Annotated in this window: 1 protein-coding gene and 1 pseudogene; both read left to right on the plus strand. The window is 71.5% G+C overall.

Annotated features, from left to right (window positions below):
- Positions 1-37: 37 nt before the first annotated feature.
- On the plus strand, positions 38-10,909 hold the full coding sequence (locus ACFWVE_RS10170; RefSeq protein ID WP_384010252.1) for an SDR family NAD(P)-dependent oxidoreductase: 10,872 nt from the start codon (positions 38-40) through the stop codon (positions 10,907-10,909).
- Positions 10,906-18,438, plus strand: a pseudogene (locus ACFWVE_RS10175) (amino acid adenylation domain-containing protein); the annotation flags it as partial. The gene ACFWVE_RS10170 and the pseudogene ACFWVE_RS10175, both read left to right, overlap by 4 nt.
- Positions 18,439-18,568: the final 130 nt, after the last annotated feature.

The raw sequence follows: 18,568 nt of genomic DNA on the forward strand, positions 1-18,568 counted from the left end.
GACCGAGCTCGCGGGCCGGCTCGGCGACCGCTTCGGTGTGAGCCTGGCGCCCACCGTGTTCTTCGAGTACCGGACCGTCGACAGCGTCGCCGCCCATCTGGCCGCGACGTACGCCGACCGGATCACGGCCGTGGACTCCGCGCCGGCCGACGCCTCCGTACCCGAGCCGGTCACCGTACCCGGCCCTGCGGCCGCCTCCGGATCAGAGACGGCCACCGTCCCCGCCTCCGGGCCGGCAGCACGGGACGCGGGCGCGGCGATGCCGATCGCCATCATCGGTGTCAGCGGAAGTTTCCCGCAGGCCCCCGACCTCACCGCGTTCTGGAACAACCTGCGCGACGGCAGGGACTGCATCACCGAGATACCCCAGGACCGCTGGGACTGGCGGGCCATGAACGACGACCCGGCCACGTCGAGCAACAGGGAGCACGTGCGCTGGGGCGGCTTCCTCGACGGGGCGGACCGCTTCGACCCCCTCTTCTTCGGCATTTCGCCGCGCGAGGCCCTCGCCATGGACCCGCAGCAGCGGCTTCTGCTCACCCACGCCTGGCAGGCACTGGAGGACGCCGGGTACGCGCCGTCGAGCCTGGCGGGCAGCGACACCGCCGTCCTCGTCGGTACCGCCCCCAGCGGCTACGGCAACCTGGTCCTCCAGGAGCGGCAGGGCGAGGACGGCTACGCGGCGACCGGGGTCTCCGGGTCCGTCGGCCCCAACCGGGTGAGCTATCTCCTCGACCTGCACGGCCCGAGCGAGCCGGTCGAGACCGCGTGCTCCAGTTCGCTGGTGGCCATCCACCGTGGCGTCGAGCTGCTGCGCAGCGGCCGGAGCGGCCTCGCCCTGGTCGGCGGCGTGAACACGATCGTCAGCCCGGATCTGCACATCGGGTACAGCCGCGCGGGCATGCTCTGCGAGGACGGCCGCTGCAAGACCTTCTCGGCGCAGGCCAACGGCTATGTGCGGGGCGAGGGCGTGGGCATCCTGGTCCTCAAGCCCCTGGACCGGGCGGAACGCGACGGCGACCGCATCCTCGGCGTCATCCGCGGTACGGCCGTCAACCACGGCGGCCGGGCCCACTCGCTGACCGCGCCCAACCCCCACGCACAGGCGGAGCTGCTCAAGGCCGCGTACCGCGAGGCGGGCATCGACCCCCGTACCGTGACCTACATCGAGGCGCACGGCACCGGCACCGAGCTGGGCGACCCCGTCGAACTCAACGGACTCAGGAGCGCTTTCGAGGCGCTGTACGAGGAGACGGCGGGCAAGCCGGGCACGCTGCCCGAACCCGCCCCCTGCGGCCTCGGATCGGTGAAGAGCAACATCGGGCACCTCGAACTGGCCGCCGGTGTGGCCGGAGTCATCAAGGTGCTGCTCCAGATGCGCCACGCCACGCTGGCCGAGAGCCTGCACTGCGAGGAGCTCAACCCCTACCTGGACTTCGAGGGGTTCCCCTTCGAGGTCGTGCGCGAGCGTCGTCCCTGGAAGCGGCCCCATGACGCCGACGGCAGGGACATCCCGCGCCGGGCCGGTGTCAGTTCCTTCGGATTCGGCGGCGTGAACGCCCATCTGGTACTGGAGGAGTACGCCCCTGCGTCGCAGAACGGGGCCTCCTCGCCCTCCTGGGCGTCCACGGACCTTCCGGCCTCCCCGGCTCACCTCTTCCCCACGAGTTCCCCGGCGTCGTCCGTGGGCTCGCGCTCCGTCTCCCGTCCTGCCCTGGTCACCCTGTCGGCCCGCACCGGGCAGCAGCTGATCGAGCAGGCCCGGCGGCTGCGCGACCATCTGCGGGACCAGCCCCTCGGAGCCGTACAGCTGTCCGACCTCGCCTTCACGCTCCAGGTGGGGCGGGATGTGATGGAGGAGAGGCTCGCGACCCTCGTCGTCTCCGTGGCGGAGCTGGAGCGCAGGCTCACCTCCTTCGTCGAGAGTCCGGACACCCACGACGGCTGGCATCGGGGCACGGTGCCCCGGCGCACCTCCGCGACCGCGGCGGCCCGGCCCGACGCCGGCCGGCTCGCCGAGGCGGACCACTGGCTCACGTCCGGCCGGCACGACCACGCCCTCGCCCGATGGGTGGCGGGCCACCCCGTCGACTGGCAGCGGTGGTACAGGCAGGCCCCACGGCCGAGGCGCACGGCCCTGCCGACCTATCCGTTCGCGCGGGAGAGCTATTGGGCCGGGCGGGGCACGCAGGGCGCGGCGACGTCGGCGGCCCTCCCGATCCCGCATCCCCCGACGCAGTACCCCTCGGCGTCGCACCCTTCCGTGCCGGCCCACCCGATGCTGCATCGCGGCATACCGGCCGCCGACGGTGACAACGGTCCGGACGACACCGTCACGTCGGTGTACGGAACCGTCTTCGACGGCACCGAGCCATTCCTGAGGGACCATCGGATACAGGGCGCTCCCGTCCTGCCCGGCGCCGCGCACCTCGAAATGGCGCGGGCGGCAGTCGTCCGCGCCCTGGGTGAAGGCGCCGCGGAGCGCGTGCGCCTCGGCGACATCGTGTGGCTGCGGCCCGCGGTCTGCCGCGGGAACCGGCTGGACCTGCGGCTGAGCCTGCGGCCCCTGACCGACGGCTCGGACGCGGCCGCCTCCGGGTACGCGTACACCATCCACAGCGTCGACACCGACGGCGCGCGCGCCCTGTGCAGCCAGGGCCGGGCGACCTCACCGGCCGCGCCGGCCGACCGCCCGGCACTCCCGCTCGGTGAACTGCGCCGCGCATGCGCCGGATCCGCCTTCTCCCCGGCGGAGATCTACGACCTGTACGACCGGGCGGGCATGGGCTACGGCCCGGCGCAGCGTTCGCTGGCCGGGCTGACCGTGGGCGCCGACGCCGTCGGACGGCCCCAGGTGCTGGCCGAACTGCGTCTGCCGCAGTCCGCGGAGGAGGATGGAGCGGCCTCCTACGGTCTCCACCCCAGCATCCTCGACGGAGCCCTCCAGGCCACCGTCGGCCTGGAGCTCCTGGCCGACGGCGGGGACGGCCGCGACGGGCGCCCGGCCCGGCCCGCGCTGCCCTTCGCGCTCCACGAGCTCGACGTGCTCGCCGCGACCCCGGCGACCGCGTACGCCTGGATCAGGTATCAGAGCGGAGCCCGCCCCGGGGACGCCTCGGCCAAGCTCGATGTCACGCTCGTCGACGAGCACGGGCGGGTGTGCGTGGAGCTCACCGGACTGAGCGCACGGGTACTCCCGGGCGAGCCGGTCCCCGCTCCCGCGAGGGGCCTCGCCGGGCCGGTGTCCGCCCCTGCCGGGGCCCCCTCCGGCCAAGACGCGCCGGGCGGAGCGCCGCTCTCCGACCGTGCCGTGCCCTACATGCGCCGCCAGCTCGCCACGGCGCTCCAGGTCGACACCGAACGGCTGGACGTCGACACTCCGCTGGAGCACTACGGCATGGACTCCATGATGGCCATGGAGCTCACGCGCCACCTGGAGGACACCTTCGGTCTGCTGCCCAAGACCTTGTTCTTCGAGGTGCGGACCATCCGCGCGCTGAGCGAGCACTTCGCCGAGGAGTACGCGGAACGGCTGCACACCGCGCTGGCCGCCGATGCCGATGCCGATGCCGGCACCGATGCGGGTACGGTCACGCCCGCCGCAGCGCCGCTCAGCCAGGCCGTTGCGGCCGCTCCGGTCGGCTCGGCCGACGCCGTGACCGACATCGCGATCGTCGGGATCAGCGGTCGGTATCCGCAGGCCGAGGACTTGGACCGGTTCTGGCAGAACCTCCGCTCCGGTCGTGACTGCATCACGGAGATCCCGGCGGACCGCTGGGACCACCGCGACTACGGTGACGCCGCCTGCAGGTGGGGTGGCTTCCTCGACGGCGTCGACCGGTTCGACCCCCTCTTCTTCAACATCTCGCCACGTGAGGCCGAGTACCTGGACCCCCAGGAACGCCTGTTCCTCCAGTGTGTCCATCACACGCTGGAGGACGCCGGATACACCGGTGAACTCCTCGCCCGGCAGTCCGCCGAGCGCGGCGCCGAGGCCTCCGTCGTGCAGGCGGGCAAGGTGGGCGTGTTCGTCGGCGTGATGTACGAGGAGTATCAGCTGCACGGAGCCCAGGCGCAGGCGCGCGGGCACCAGGTCGCGCTCTCGGGCAGCCCGTCCTCGATCGCCAACCGGGTCTCGTACTTCTACGACTTCCACGGCCCGAGCATGGCCGTCGACACCATGTGCTCGTCCTCGCTGACCGCGATCCACCTCGCCTGTGAGGCAATCAAGAGCGGCCAGTGCGAGTCGGCGATCGCCGGCGGAGTCAACGTCAGCGTCCATCCGAACAAGTACCTGATGCTGAGCCAGGGCAAGTTCGCCGCGAGCGACGGCCGCTGCCGCAGCTTCGGCGAGGGCGGCGACGGCTACGTGCCCGGCGAGGGCGTGGGCGCCGTACTGCTCAAGCCGCTGGCCCGTGCCCTCGCCGACGGCGACCGGATCCACGGAGTCATCAAGGGCACCGCGCTCAACCACGGCGGCAGGACCCATGGCTTCTCGGTGCCCAGCCCCGTCGCCCAGGGCGATGTGATCGCCCGGGCGCTCGACAGGGCCGGGGTCGACCCGGCCTCGATGAGCTACCTCGAAGCGCACGGCACCGGTACCTCGCTGGGCGACCCGATCGAACTCGCCGGCCTGGTGAAGGCGTTCCGCCGTACCGGCGGTGGCGCGTTGCCCCCGCAGAACTGCGCGATCGGCTCGGTCAAGTCCAACATCGGCCACTGCGAAAGCGCGGCCGGCATCGCCGGTGTCACCAAGGTGCTGCTCCAGATGCGCCACGGCGAGCTGGTTCCGAGCCTGCACTCCAGCACGCTCAACCCGCACATCGACTTCGACGGGACGCCGTTCCGGGTCCAGCAGCGGCTGGAACCGTGGCACGGGCCGCGCATCGCCGGAGTCTCCAGCTTCGGCGCGGGTGGCTCGAACGCCCATGTGGTCATCGCCGAGTACCAGCCGGGGACGGGCGGGCAGACGCCGGCGCGCACAGCCGTGGCGCCCGGCCCCCGCACCGCCGTGCTCCCGCTCTCGGCGGCGACCGATGAGCAGTTGGTGGAGCAGGCCCGGCGGCTTCGGGCCCGCGTCGCCGAACTCACCGACGACGACCTGCCGTCCCTCGCGTGGACGCTGCAGACCGGCCGCGTCGCCCTTGACGAAAGGCTGGCCTTCACGGCCGGCTCGCTGAAGTCCGTCGAGCAGCGGCTCGACGCGTTCCTCGCCGACCCCGCCGGGCCCGGCGACTGGGCCCGTGGCAGCGTACGACCCGGTCAGGACACCCGCACCGCCCTCGCACAGGGCGACGCGGGCCCGGAGACCGGGAACGACCCCGACCGGTTGCCGCACCGGTGGGTCAGGGGAGAGGCCGTCGTATGGGAGCGGCTGTACCCGGCGGGCGGAGCGCGGCCCCGGCGCATCGGGCTGCCCGGCTATCCCTTCGCCCGCGAGCGCCACTGGCTCGACATCGACTCCGGCTCCGACACCGACTCCGGCTCCGACACCGGCGTGGCCGTCGCCTCGCGGATCGGCGCGATCGGGACGCCCGTGCCGTCCGAGGAGGTCCTGCACCCGTTGCTGCACCGCAACGACTCAACGGCCTTCGCGCTGACCTTCCGTACCCGCTTCGACGGTTCGGAGCCCTTCCTGCGCGACCACCGGGTCGGTGACAGGTATGTGCTGCCGGCCGTGGCGCAACTGGAGATGGCCCGCGAGGCCGTCGCCCGGGCCTTCGAGCTGACCGAGCCCGGCCGCGTCCGGCTGCACGACATCGTGTGGCTGCGGCCCGTCGCCCTGGAGGGCGGCGAGCTGGTGCTGAATCTGCGGTTGCGGGTGCTGGAGGGCGACGAGACCGAGTACGAGCTGTATGTGACGGGCACCGGCGACGACGATCGCGAGGAACTGGCCGGACGAGGCCGGGCGACCCTCCTCCAGGAGGTGCCCGGACGGTACGGAGTGTCCCTGGACACCTTGCGGGCGCGGTGCGCGGGGGAACGGCTCGACGGTGTTCGGGTGTACGCGGACTTCGCCGGCAAGGGCCTGCACTACGGCCCGGCCTACCGGAGCATCGAGCGTCTCGCGATCGGCGACGACGCGGGCGACGGCGGTCCGCAGGTCTTCGCCGACCTGCGCACGCCGGACGGTGTCCGGACCGCGGCCGAGGGGCTGTGCCTGCACCCGAGCATCCTGGACGGGGCCCTGCAGGCGGGTATCGGTCTGGTCCGCCGCGGCGCCGCGGCGCCGGGCCCGGCGGCCGCGATGGTGCCGTTCGCCCTGGACAGCGTGCAGGTCCACGCCGCCACGCCCGAGCGGGCCCACGTGTGGCTCCGCTCCGGCGCGCGGACCCACGACATCGACGTGTACGACGAGCACGGCCGTATCTGCGTGGAGCTGCGCGGCCTCGCCCTGCGGGAACTGCCCGCGCCCGTCGGCCCCGTGGCGGAGACCGCGTCCGCGCTCGTGGCGACCGGCACCGCGATCCCGGCCTCGCCGGGCGCCGGGTCCGCATCCGAGTCCGGTTCAGGATCCGATTCGGGTTCCGGGGCGGGGCGTCTGGTGCTGTTGCGGCCGGTGTGGGAGCCGGAGAAGGCTCCCGCCGCTCCCACGGCCGGCGACGACGTCGACGAGCGTCATGTCGTCCTCGTCACCTTCGCGGCCGCAGAGGCGAGCGCGCTGACGGCGGCGCTGCCCGCCTCGGTGCACCACGAAGTCGTCGAGCTCACGGATGACGACCCGCTGGACGGCCAGTACCTGGTCGCGACGCAGCGCGTGTTCGCCCGGGCACGCACTCTGCTGGAGCGCGGAGTGCGCGGTTCCGCGCTGCTCCAGGTCGTCCTCGTCGGAGTTCCCGGCGAGGACGAGCACGAGCGCCGGGCCGTGTTCGGCGGGCTGAGCGGTCTGCTCAAGACCGTGACGCTGGAGAACCCCAAGCTGCGCACCGGGCTGATCGACTGCCTGGACACCGCCGTACCGGCCGTCGTCGCCGACCGGCTGCGCGCGGAGCCGGTCGGCGCCGGCAGTCCGGAGGTGCGCTACCGCGCCGGCCGGCGTCAGGTCAGGCACCTGGAGGAAGTGGTCGCCGCGCCCCGCGCGGTGACGGAGTCCTCCTGGCGCGCGGACGGCGTCTACCTGATCACCGGCGGCACCGGCGCCCTGGGCCTGATCACCGCCGAGGAGATCGCCGCCTCGGCCGGGGGCGCGACCGTGGTCCTCACCGGCCGGTCCGCGTTCACCGAGCACCAGCGGCACGCCGTCGACGCCTTGCGGGCGGCGGGGCTGCGGATGGACTACCAGCGGATGGACGTCGCCGACCGCGGCGCCGTCGAGCGTCTGCTCCAGTACGTCGCGCGCACCCACGGGCCGCTGACCGGCATCGTGCACAGTGCCGGCGTCCTGCACGACGACTTCGTGATCAGGAAGACGCCTCAGGAGCTGGAGCGGGTCCTGGCGCCCAAGGTCGCGGGACTGGTCCATCTCGACGAGCTGACCCGGGACCAGCCGCTGGAGGTCTTCCTCTGCTTCTCCTCCATGACCGGCGCCCTCGGTAATCCGGGGCAGGCCGACTACGCGGCCGCCAACGCCTTCATGGACGCCTACGCGACCCATCGCAACCGCCTCGCGGACGCCGGGCTGCGGCATGGCAGGACCCTGTCCGTCAACTGGCCGCTCTGGGCGGACGGCGGAATGCGGGTGGACGAGGCGACCGAGGAGCAGCTGCGGCGTATGGACCTCCTGCCGCTGGACACCGCGAGCGGGCTCCACGCCCTGCGGACCGGTCTGTCGGAGCTGGGCACCGGTCTGCGGGACGGCAGGCTCCTGGTCGTGGCCGGGCAGCGGGAGGCGCTGCTGCCGCGCCTGACCGGAGAGCGGGCGCAGGCCGGTGCCCCGCAGGACCGGATCCAGCGCGAACAGGCGCCGCACGACGAGGTTCCGCACGACAAGGTTCCGCACGACAAGGACCAGCGCGAACAGGCGCTGCACGACAGGGCCGTGCGCCACCTCCGCCGCGAGCTGGCAACCGCCCTCAAGCTCGGTCCCGACCGCCTGGACGCGCACACGCCGCTGGAGCGCTACGGCATGGACTCCGTCGTGGCGATGAACCTGATCGCGCAGTTGGAGAAGACCTTCGGCACACTGCCGAAGACGCTCTTCTTCGAGGTGCAGACGGTTCGCGCGCTGGCGGAGTACTTCACTGCCCGGCACGAGGACGAGCTGCGTGCGCTGTTCGGCGAGACCGGCACCGGCGTCGGCGCCTCCACGGGCACCGACGCCGGTCCGCCCGCCGGCATCGACGCGGGATCCGCGAGGCGGGAGCCGCAGCCGCAGACGGCGCCCGCGGCCGTCCGGACGTCGGCTCCGTCAAGGGTGAGGGATGAACTGCGCTCCCGCCCCGGCCACCCCCAAAACGACCACGCCGGCAGCGACAGCACCGCATCCGGCGGCGACCCCCGCCACGCCACCGGCACCGCATCCGGCGGTGGTGCCCGTGCCGGGGAGGGAACCTGCGGCGACGACATCGCAATCATCGGGATCAGCGGGCGCTATCCGGGCGCCCCGGACCCCGACGCCCTGTGGGCCCGGCTCCGCTCAGGCGACGACTGCGTCACCGAGGTCCCGGCCGACCGCTGGGACCACGAGGAACTGTTCGACCCGGACCGGGACGCGCCCGGCAAGAGCTACTGCAAGTGGGGAGGGTTCCTCGACGGGATCGACCAGTTCGATCCGCTCCTCTTCGGCATCTCGCCGAGGGAGGCCGAGACCATGGACCCGCAGCAGCGGCTCTTCCTGGAGACGGTCTGGGAGCTCCTGGAGCGGAGCGGGGTCACCCAGGAGACCATCGAGCGGCGCCACGACCGGCGCGTCGGCGTCTACGTCGGTTCCATGTACCAGATGTACCGGGCGGATGCCGAGGACGTCGTACGCTCGGCGCTGACCTCGACCGCGTCGTACAACCTCATGGCCAACCGGGTCTCGTACTTCTTCGGCCTCGAAGGGCCGAGCCTGGCCGTGGACAGCATGTGCGCCTCCTCGGCGACCGCGATCCACCTGGCCTGCGCCGATCTGCTGCGCGGCGACACCGAGCTGGCGATCGCGGGAGGCGTGAACCTGACGGTCCACCCGGACAAGTACGTCGCCCTGTCCCGGAGCGGGCTCCTGGGCAGCCACCCGGGCAGCCGCAGCTTCCGCGACGGGGACGGCTACCTGCCCGCCGAGGCGGTGGGCGCGGTGCTGCTCAAGCCGCTGGCAGCCGCGCGCAGGGACGGGGACACCGTCCACGCCGTCATCAAGGGCAGCGCCTCCCTGCACGGCGGCCGGGCCAACCGGTTCATGACGCCGAGCCACAGGACGCAGGTGAACGTGATGCGGCGGGCACTGGAGCGGGCGGGCAGCGACCCCGCCACGATCGGCTACGTGGAGGCGGCGGCCAACGGTTCGGCGCTCGGTGACGCCGTCGAGTTCAGCGCCCTGCGTGAGGTGTTCGGCTCCGTCACGGAGCCCGTCGCGCTCGGCTCGGTGAAGGCCAACCTCGGGCACCCCGAGGCGGCTTCCGGTATCGCCCAGCTCACCAAGGTCGTCATGCAGCTGCGCCATCGGGAACTGGCCCCGCAGGTGTCCATCGGCGTGCCCAACCCTGAACTGCGGCTGGAGGACGGCCCCCTCCGGCTGTGCGACGGCCTGAGCGACTGGCGGCCCCGCCAGGGGCAGGACGGCGCTCCCCGGCGCGCGCTCATCAACTCCGTCGGAGCGGGCGGCAGCCACGTCAGCATGGTCGTCGAGGAGGCCCCCGGGCCCGAAACCGCCGACGGCCGCCCCGCGCCGGGCGCCGAGACCGGCCCGTACGCGACGCGGCCGCAGTTGATCGTGCTCTCCGCGCACGACCCCGAGCGGCTGCGCGCCTCGGTGCGGATGCTGCACGACTTCGTCGGGAGCGACGACTCCGTCGGCCTGGCGGACCTCGCCCACACCCTCCAGGTGGGGCGGGACGCGCTGGCGGAGCGGCTCGCGTTCGTCGTGGAATCCCGCGCGGAACTGCGCCGGACACTGGCGGGTTTCCTGGAGTCCGATCAGCCGTCCGCCCAGCTGCACCTCGGCAACGCCGAGGACGGCGCGGGGCCCTTGGGCGACCTGCTCTCGGGCAGCCACGGCGAGACGTTCGTCGCCGGCCTCTTCGCCGACGGCGACCTGGACCGGCTCGCCGCGCTGTGGGTGCGGGGCGGCCGGGTCGCCTGGAGCGACCTGTACGAGGGACGGCGCCGCCGTCCGGTGGCGCTGTCGACGACCGCGTTCCGCCGCAAGCGCTACTGGGTCGGGTACACCGGCAGGCCGAAGCCGTCACAGGCACAGGCCACCCCGGTCACGAACCGACCGGGCGCCCCCCAGCACCGGCCCGAACCCCGGCTCGGCCCCGAGCCCCGGCCCGAGGCCGAGCCGGGAGCCGGAACGGTGTCGCGTCCCGGTGCCACCGCCTCGGCCGTCTCGGCATCCGCCGCCGCAAGCACCGGCCGGGCCCAGGATCCCGGCGGCCCCGGCCCGGCCCGGAACCCCGGTGAGGACATCGGCCGCTACCTCGCGGACTACTTCACCGAGGCGCTGGGGCTGGACGCCGGCGAACTCCCCACGGACAAGGACCTGCACGGTGTCGGCGTCGACTCGATCCTGTGGGCCCGCTTCCAGCGCGCGGTCCAGACCGATCTCGGCCTGACCCTCACCGCACGGGAGATCGTGGAGCTGGCCACCCTGGAGCGCATCGCGGCGGCACTCACCGCCCAGCGCGCACCCGAGGCTGTCGCACCACCCACCCCCGACACGACCAACGACGACGTAAGGGAGGCCAGGGCCAGGGCCCTGGAAGCGTTCCGGCAGGGCGACGTCGGACTCGAAGATCTGAAGGCACTCATGAAGGAAGCACCGGGCGCGTGAACGAGGACCAGATTCTGGCGGGCTTCAAGGCGGGCATCTACTCCGCCGAGGACGTGCTCGCCTTCTACGAGCGGCTTCAGGACGCGTCCCGGACGGACGCCCCGGACAGGTACCCCCTGTCCGAAGGACAGAAGGGGCTGTGGCTCCTCCACAAGCTGCGCCCCGACTCGGACGTGTACAACGTCCCGGTCTGCTTCCGCACCTCCGCGCCGTTCGACGTCGCGGTGTTCCAGAAGGCCTTCGAGCTGGTGGTCGGCCGCCACACCCTGCTGTCCAGCGTGGTCGTGGAGGACGAAGGCACCCCCTACCTGGTGCCGCGGACCTTCGGTGACATCCGCTTCCGCCACCAGCCGGTGCCTTCCGGTCTCCCCGAAGATGTCCTGCTCACGCTCGTGCGCGAGCAGGCCAAGGCACCGTTCGACCTGGCCCGGGACTCGCCGGCGCGTGCCTTCGTCTACTCGACGGGCCCGGCCGACGCGCCCGACACCCTCGTCCTGCTCGTCTTCCACCACCTGGTGTTCGACGGCGCCTCCACCCCCGTCCTGCTGCGTGATCTCCTCCAGGCGTACGAAGCGCTGCTCGAGGGCCGCACCCCGGAGGACACCTCCGGAGGGCAGGACAACTACGACGCGTTCGTCCGCTGGGAGGCAGACCTCCTCGCCGGGCCGGAAGGCGCACGCCACCGCACCTTCTGGCAGGACACCCTGGCGGGCCCCCTTCCCGTGCTGCGCCTCGGCATCGAGCGGGCGCCCGCGCCGGGCACCGCCGTCGTCGGAGAGACCGCCCGGCTCGCGCTCACGCCGGAGCTCGCCGCCGAGGTGCGCGACCTGTGTGCCGCCCGCGGCATCAAGCCCGCCGTTCTCTTCCTCGCCGTGTACGAACTGCTCCTGCACCGCTACAGCGGAGAGCGCGACCTGATCGTCGGCGTCCCCTCCATGGGCAGGCCGGGCGCCGCCTACGACGACTCGGTCGGCTACTTCGTCAACATGGTGCCCGTCCGGCACGGGGTGCGCGGCGACGAGCCGTTCACCGACTTCGTGCGGGAGCTGACGCTGGTCATGGCCGACGGCCTCGACCACGCCGCCTACCCGTTCCCGCGCATGGTGCAGGACCTGAGCCTGCGGACCGATCCCGACAACTCGCCGGTCTTCCAGGTCTCGTACGTCTTCCAGAACAAGCGCATGATGCACGTGACGGACGAGGTCCGCGGTCTCGGCCTCGCCCGGTCCCTCCGGTTCGTCGACCGGATCTCCCAGGAAGGCGAGTTCAAGCTCCACCTGGAGGTCTTCGAGAACGCGGCCGACGACTACACGCTGCACCTCAAGTACGACGCCCAGCGCTTCGACACCGAGGCCGTCGAGCGCTTCCTCGACCACTACCGGCGCCTGTTGCGGTCACTGGTGGCCGAACCCCGGCAGCTGCTCTCCGAGGCGTCACACCTGTCCGACGAGGAACGTCATCAGCTGCTCGGCGAATGGAACGACACCCGTCGCCCCTACTCCGACGACCGCAGCCTGCCCGACCTCCTCGACGCCGCCGTGGCCCGCCACGGTCACCGCACCGCCCTCGAACTGGGCGGGCGGACGCTGACGTACGAGGAACTCGGCGCTCGGGTCGACGCCGTGGCCCGTGAGCTGCGACACCGGGGTGTCACGGCGGACACCGTCGTCGGCGTCTGCATGGAACGCTCCTTCGAGATGGTGATCGGCCTGTGGGCGATCATGAAGGCGGGCGGCGCCTACCTGCCCCTCGAACCCGGCTACCCGGCCGAGCGCCTCCAGTACATGATCGAGGACTCCGGTGCCCGCATCCTGCTGGCCCAGACCGGAACCGACACGTTCGCGCTGTCCGGCGCCGACCGGGTGATCCGGCTCGACGCCGAGGGCCGGCCGGTCGGCGATGTCTCCGACGGCGCCGTGACACCTGTCACCGCCGCCGTCGACCCCGGCCACCTGGCGTACGTCATCTACACCTCCGGCTCCACCGGCCGTCCCAAGGGCGTGATGGTCGAGCACCGGGCGGCCGTCAACCGCATGGAGTGGATGCAGAACGAGTACGCCCTCGGTACCGACGACGTCGTGCTCCAGAAGACGCCGTTCAGCTTCGACGTCTCCGTGTGGGAGTTCGTCTGGCCTCTGATCACGGGCGCCCGCCTGGTCCTCGCCGAGCCCGCGGGCCACAAGGACCCCGACCACCTGATCTCCCTCATCCGCTCGGCCGGGGTCACGACCCTGCACTTCGTCCCGTCCATGCTGCGCCTGATGCTCGACCAGGACGGCTGGGCCCGGTGCACCTCCGTCCGCCAGGTCTTCTGCAGCGGCGAGGCCCTGCCCCCGGAGCTGCCCGCACGGCACTACGCCGTGCACGGCGCACGGCTGCACAACCTCTACGGGCCGACCGAGGCGGCCATCGACGTCAGCCACTGGGCATGCCCGCCCTCCACGGAGCCGGCCGGCACCGTGCCGATCGGCCGGCCGATCCAGAACATCCAGCTCCATGTGCTCGACGACTTCGGCCGGCTGCAGGCCGTCGGCTGCGCGGGCGAACTGCACATCGCCGGTGCCGGCCTGGCCCGCGGCTACCTGAACAACCCCGCTTTGACGCGTGAGCGGTTTGTCCCGAACCCGTACGCCGATGACCCCGACGCGCGCATGTACCGGACCGGCGACCTGGTCCGGCGGATGGCGGACGGCACCCTGGAGTACCTCGGCCGCATCGACAACCAGGTCAAGCTGCGGGGCTTTCGCATCGAACCCGGTGAGATCGAGGAGCACCTGGCGCGGCACCCGGCCGTCCGGGCCTGCGCCGTACTGGCCCGCGAGGACAGCCCCGGCGACCCACGTCTGGTCGGATACGTGGTCCTCGACCGGGAACACACCGGCGACTTCCGCGAGGAGCTCAGCCGGCACCTCGGGCGCACGCTGCCCGAGCACATGGTCCCGAACGCCCTGGTCCGCCTGGAGGGGCTGCCCCTGACCGCGAACGGCAAGCTCGACCGCAGGGCGCTCCCGGCACCCGACTCGAGCGCGTACGGCGTCGCCGGCGAGCGCGTCGCCCCCGGCACCGACACCGAGCGGGCCCTGCTCGCGATCTGCTCCGACCTGCTCGGCTTCGACGAGCAGCGCATCGGTGTGAACGACAACTTCTTCGCACTGGGCGGCCACTCGCTGCTCATCCCCAAGCTGACCGCCCGACTGGCCGACAGCGGACTCGACTGCGACCTCCAGAGCGTGTTCGGCGCCTCGACCTTCGCCGAGCTGGCGGTCACGATCGACTCCGCCGCGACCGCGGCCCAGGACGACCCGACCACGGGCGAGGCGGCTGCCGAGCCGTTCACCGTCCCGCCGAACGGCATCCCCGCCGGCTGCACCCGGATCACGCCCGACATGCTCCCGCTCGTGTCACTGACCGAGGACGAACTGGCGACGGTCGTCGCCGCGGTGCCGGGCGGAGCCGCCAACCTCCAGGACGTCTACCCGCTGGCGGCGCTCCAGGAGGGGATGCTGTTCCACCACCTCAAGGCGAGCGGCCGGGACCCCTATGTGCTCTCCGGCGTGTTCTCCTTCGAGAGCCGGGCGCACCTGGACGGTTTCGTACGGGCCCTGCGGCAGGTCGTCGCACGGCACGACGCGCTGCGCACGGCGATCCTGACCCAGGGGCTGCCGCAGCCCCTGCAGATCGTGGTCCGGCACGCCGACCTCGAACCGGAGGAGTTCGAGGTGCGCCCCGGCGCCGACATCCAGGAAGAGATCCGTGAGCTGCTGGCGCGGCCGCAGACGATGCGGCTGGACCGCGCACCCCTCATCCGGCTCCGCGCCGCCCGCCACCCCGGCACCCCGGAGTGGTTCGTGGTGCTCAACCTCCACCACGTCATCGACGACGCCACCTCGCTGGGCCTCCTGTTCCAGGAGCTGGTCGCGCACATGACGGGCAGGGAGAGCGACCTCGCGGAGCCGGTGCCGTACCGGAACTTCATCGCGCACGTCCGCCACCGTGCCCGGAGCCTCGACCCGGCGGGCTTCTTCCGCGCCCAGCTCGGCGACGTGACGGAACCGACGGCGATGTTCGGCCTGCACGACGTGCACGGCGACGGCCGCCGCGTACTGGACCTGCGCCGCCCGCTGGACAGCCGTCTCGGGCAGCGGGTCAGGGACTGCGCCAAGGAGCTGCGGGTCAGCCCGGCGACCCTGTTCCACGCCGGCTGGGCGCTGGTCGTGTCGGCGTGCAGCGGACGCGACGACGTGGTCTTCGGCACGGTGATGTCCGGGCGTCTGCAGGGCCCCCGCGGGATCGAGCGCATGCTCGGCAACTTCATCAACACGCTCCCGGTGCGCGTCGGCCTCGACGGCATGAGCGTGCGCGACCTGGTGCGCACCGTCGACCAGGAGCTGCGGGAGCTGGTGCGCCACGAGCAGACCCCGCTGGCCGTCGCCCACGGCCACAGCGACGTGCCCCGCGAGACGCCCCTGTTCAACGCGATCCTGAACTACCGGCACCTGGAGTCCGGTGACCGCGTCGACGACTCCGAGCTGGAGCGCGCGGGCGTCAGGTCACTGGCCGGCGTGATCGAGCGCAGCAACTATCCGGTCGCCCTCTCGGTCGACGACCTGGGCCATTCCTTCTCGCTCGACGCCCAGGTCGACCGGGCGCAGGACGCCGAACTGGTCATCGGCTACCTCGAAACCGCCATGGCGAACCTGATCGACGCGCTTGCCGGGGGCGGGTCGGCCGAGGGCCCGGCCCTGGAGCTGCCCGTGCTGAGCGCCGGGCTGCGCAGGCGCGTGCTGGTCGACTGGAATTCCGTTCCGGGTGTCGTTTCCGGCACGGTTTCCGGTTCTGGTTCCGGTGCGGGGCGTTGTGTCCATGAGTGGTTCGAGGAGGTTGTCGCGCGGTCGCCCGGTGCGGTGGCGTTGGAGTGTGAGGGTCGTCTTGTCTCGTACGGGGAGTTGAACGAGCGGGCGAATCGTCTGGCGCGGTATTTGCGTGGGTTGGGTGTGGGGCCGGATGTGCTGGTGGCTCTGTGTCTGCCGCGTAGTGAGTTGATTGTGGTGTGTGTTCTGGCGGTTTTGAAGGCGGGTGGTGCGTATGTGCCGTTGGATCCGTCGTCGCCGGTGGAGCGTGTGCGGTATCAGTTGGAGGACAGTGCGCCGTGTGTGGTGCTGACGGATGGTCCTTTGCCCGAGGGGCTTGGTGGCTTGTCGGTTCCGGTGGTGGATGTGCGGGGGGATGCGGGTCTGTGGGCGGGGCTTGATTCTTCCGATGTTGTGGTGCCGGGTGTGTCGTCGTCGTCCTTGGCGTATGTGATTTATACGTCGGGTTCGACGGGGGTGCCGAAGGGGGTGATGGTTGAGCATCGGAATGTGGCGCGGTTGTTCACTGCGACGGATGAGTGGTTCCGTTTCGGTGAGCGGGATGTGTGGACGTTGTTCCATTCGTTCGCGTTTGATTTTTCGGTGTGGGAGATGTGGGGCGCTCTGTTGCATGGTGGGCGTCTGGTGGTGGTTCCGCAGGCGGTGACTCGTAGTCCTGGTGAGTTCTACGAGTTGTTGTGTGCGTCGGGTGTGACGGTGCTGAATCAGACGCCGAGTGCGTTTCGGCAGTTGATCGCGGCGCAGGGTGAGGATGCGGCGGCGCACCGGTTGCGTGTGGTGGTGTTCGGTGGTGAGGCGCTGGATGTGGCGTCGTTGCGGCCGTGGATTGGCCGTTCGGTGAATCGTGGTACCGTGCTGGTGAACATGTACGGGATCACCGAGACGACGGTGCATGTGACGTACCGGTTGCTGGGTGAGGGGGATGTGGAGCGGTCGGTGAGTCCGATCGGCCGGCGTATTCCTGATCTGCGGACGTATGTTCTGGATCGTTTCGGTCGGCCGGCTCCGGTCGGTGCTGTGGGTGAGCTGTATGTGGGTGGTGCGGGTGTCGCGCGGGGTTATCTGAATCGTCCGGAGCTGAGTGCGGAGCGTTTCCTGGATGATCCGTTCTGTGGTGTTGCGGGTGCGCGGATGTACCGGACGGGTGATCTGGCGCGGTGGTCCTCGGACGGCACGCTGGAGTATCTGGGCCGTAACGACGAGCAGGTCAAGATCCGTGGATTTCGTATCGAGCTCGGGGAGATCGAGGCGAAACTCGCCGAACACCCCGCCGTCCAGGAAGCCCGCGTCGTGGTACGCGAATACGACGACCAGGACCGCCGCCTGGTCGCCTATGTGGTGCCGTCGGCAGAGCGGGCCCCCGCCGTCCGTGAGCTGCTGCGCATGGGCCGCGCCGAGCCCGAAGCGCTCGCGCAGACCTGTGAACTGCCCAACGGCATGACGGTCTTCCAGCAGAACAAGAGCGAGACGGAATTCGTCTACGAGGAGATCTTCACCAACCTCGAATACCTGCGGAACGGGATCACCATCCGCAACGGTGACCGCATCTTCGACGTGGGTGCCAACATCGGCATGTTCACGCTCTTCGCAGGCAGCCGCTGCCCCGACGCGAAGATCTACGCCTTCGAACCGATCCCGCCCGTGTTCGATTCGCTGCGCCGCAACGTGGAGCTCCACGGCCTGGACGCCAAGGTCTACGCGTGCGGTCTCGCCGCGGAGGCCAAGGAGGAGATCTTCACCTTCTACCGGCACAACACCGTCATCTCCTCCAGTGTGACCACCGCCGAGCAGGCGCACGAGATGGTCCGCTCCTACCTCCGCAACCAGGAGGAACTGGCCACGGACGGAGCAGGCGGCACCGACGGCGAGGCAGCCGGCGACGAGCTCGTCGACGAACTGGTCGACGCGCGGCTCAACAGCGAGCAGTTCACGTGCAGCCTCAGGACCCTCTCGGAGGTCATCGAAGAGGAGGCGGTCGACCGGATCGACCTCCTGAAGATCGATGTGGAGAACGCCGAGTACGAAGTGCTCAAGGGCATCCACTGGCGGGACTGGCCCAAGATCCGCCAGCTCGTGGTGGAGCTCCACGACGTCAACGGGCAGCTGGAGAAGGTCGTCACCCTCCTGAAGGCCCTCGGCTACGACGTCGTCTGCGAGCAGGACAACCGGCTGCTGCGCAACACCACGCTCTACAACGTCTACGCGCGCCGGGCCGACGAGGCACCGCACGTCGCCGACACCGACGAGCCGTCCACGGCCGGCACCCGATGGTCCGGCTCCGCCGCGCTGCTCGGGGACGTCCAGAGCGCCCTGCGCGCGGCGCTGCCCGAGTACATGGTCCCCGCCGCCCACGTCCTGCTCGACGAACTGCCGCTCACGCAGAACGGCAAGCTGGACCACCGCGCCCTGCCCGCTCCGGAGAGCCTTCGCCGAAACGCGGAGCAGCCGGTCGCCCCGCGCACCGAGTCCGAGCGGACCGTCGCCGCCGTCTGGGCAGACCTCCTGCGCACGGACGCCGACGTCCTCGGCGCGCACAGCAACTTCTTCCAGCTGGGAGGCAACTCGCTGCTGGTGACCCGGCTCGTCAACCGCCTGGCGCAGACGACCGGCGCGGAGCTGCCCATCCAGGCCGTCTTCGACGGGCCGACCCTCGCGGAAATGGCCGCCGAGCTGGAACGGCGTGCCCCCACGGCGCCGGCCGAGGGCGCGCTCGACGTGGCCACGATCCTGGAGAGCATCGGCCTCATCGAGAACATGAGCGAAGAAGAGCTGGACGCGTTGGAAGGCC

Source organism: Streptomyces sp. NPDC058632 (genome assembly GCF_042717095.1).
Classification (GTDB): domain Bacteria; phylum Actinomycetota; class Actinomycetes; order Streptomycetales; family Streptomycetaceae; genus Streptomyces.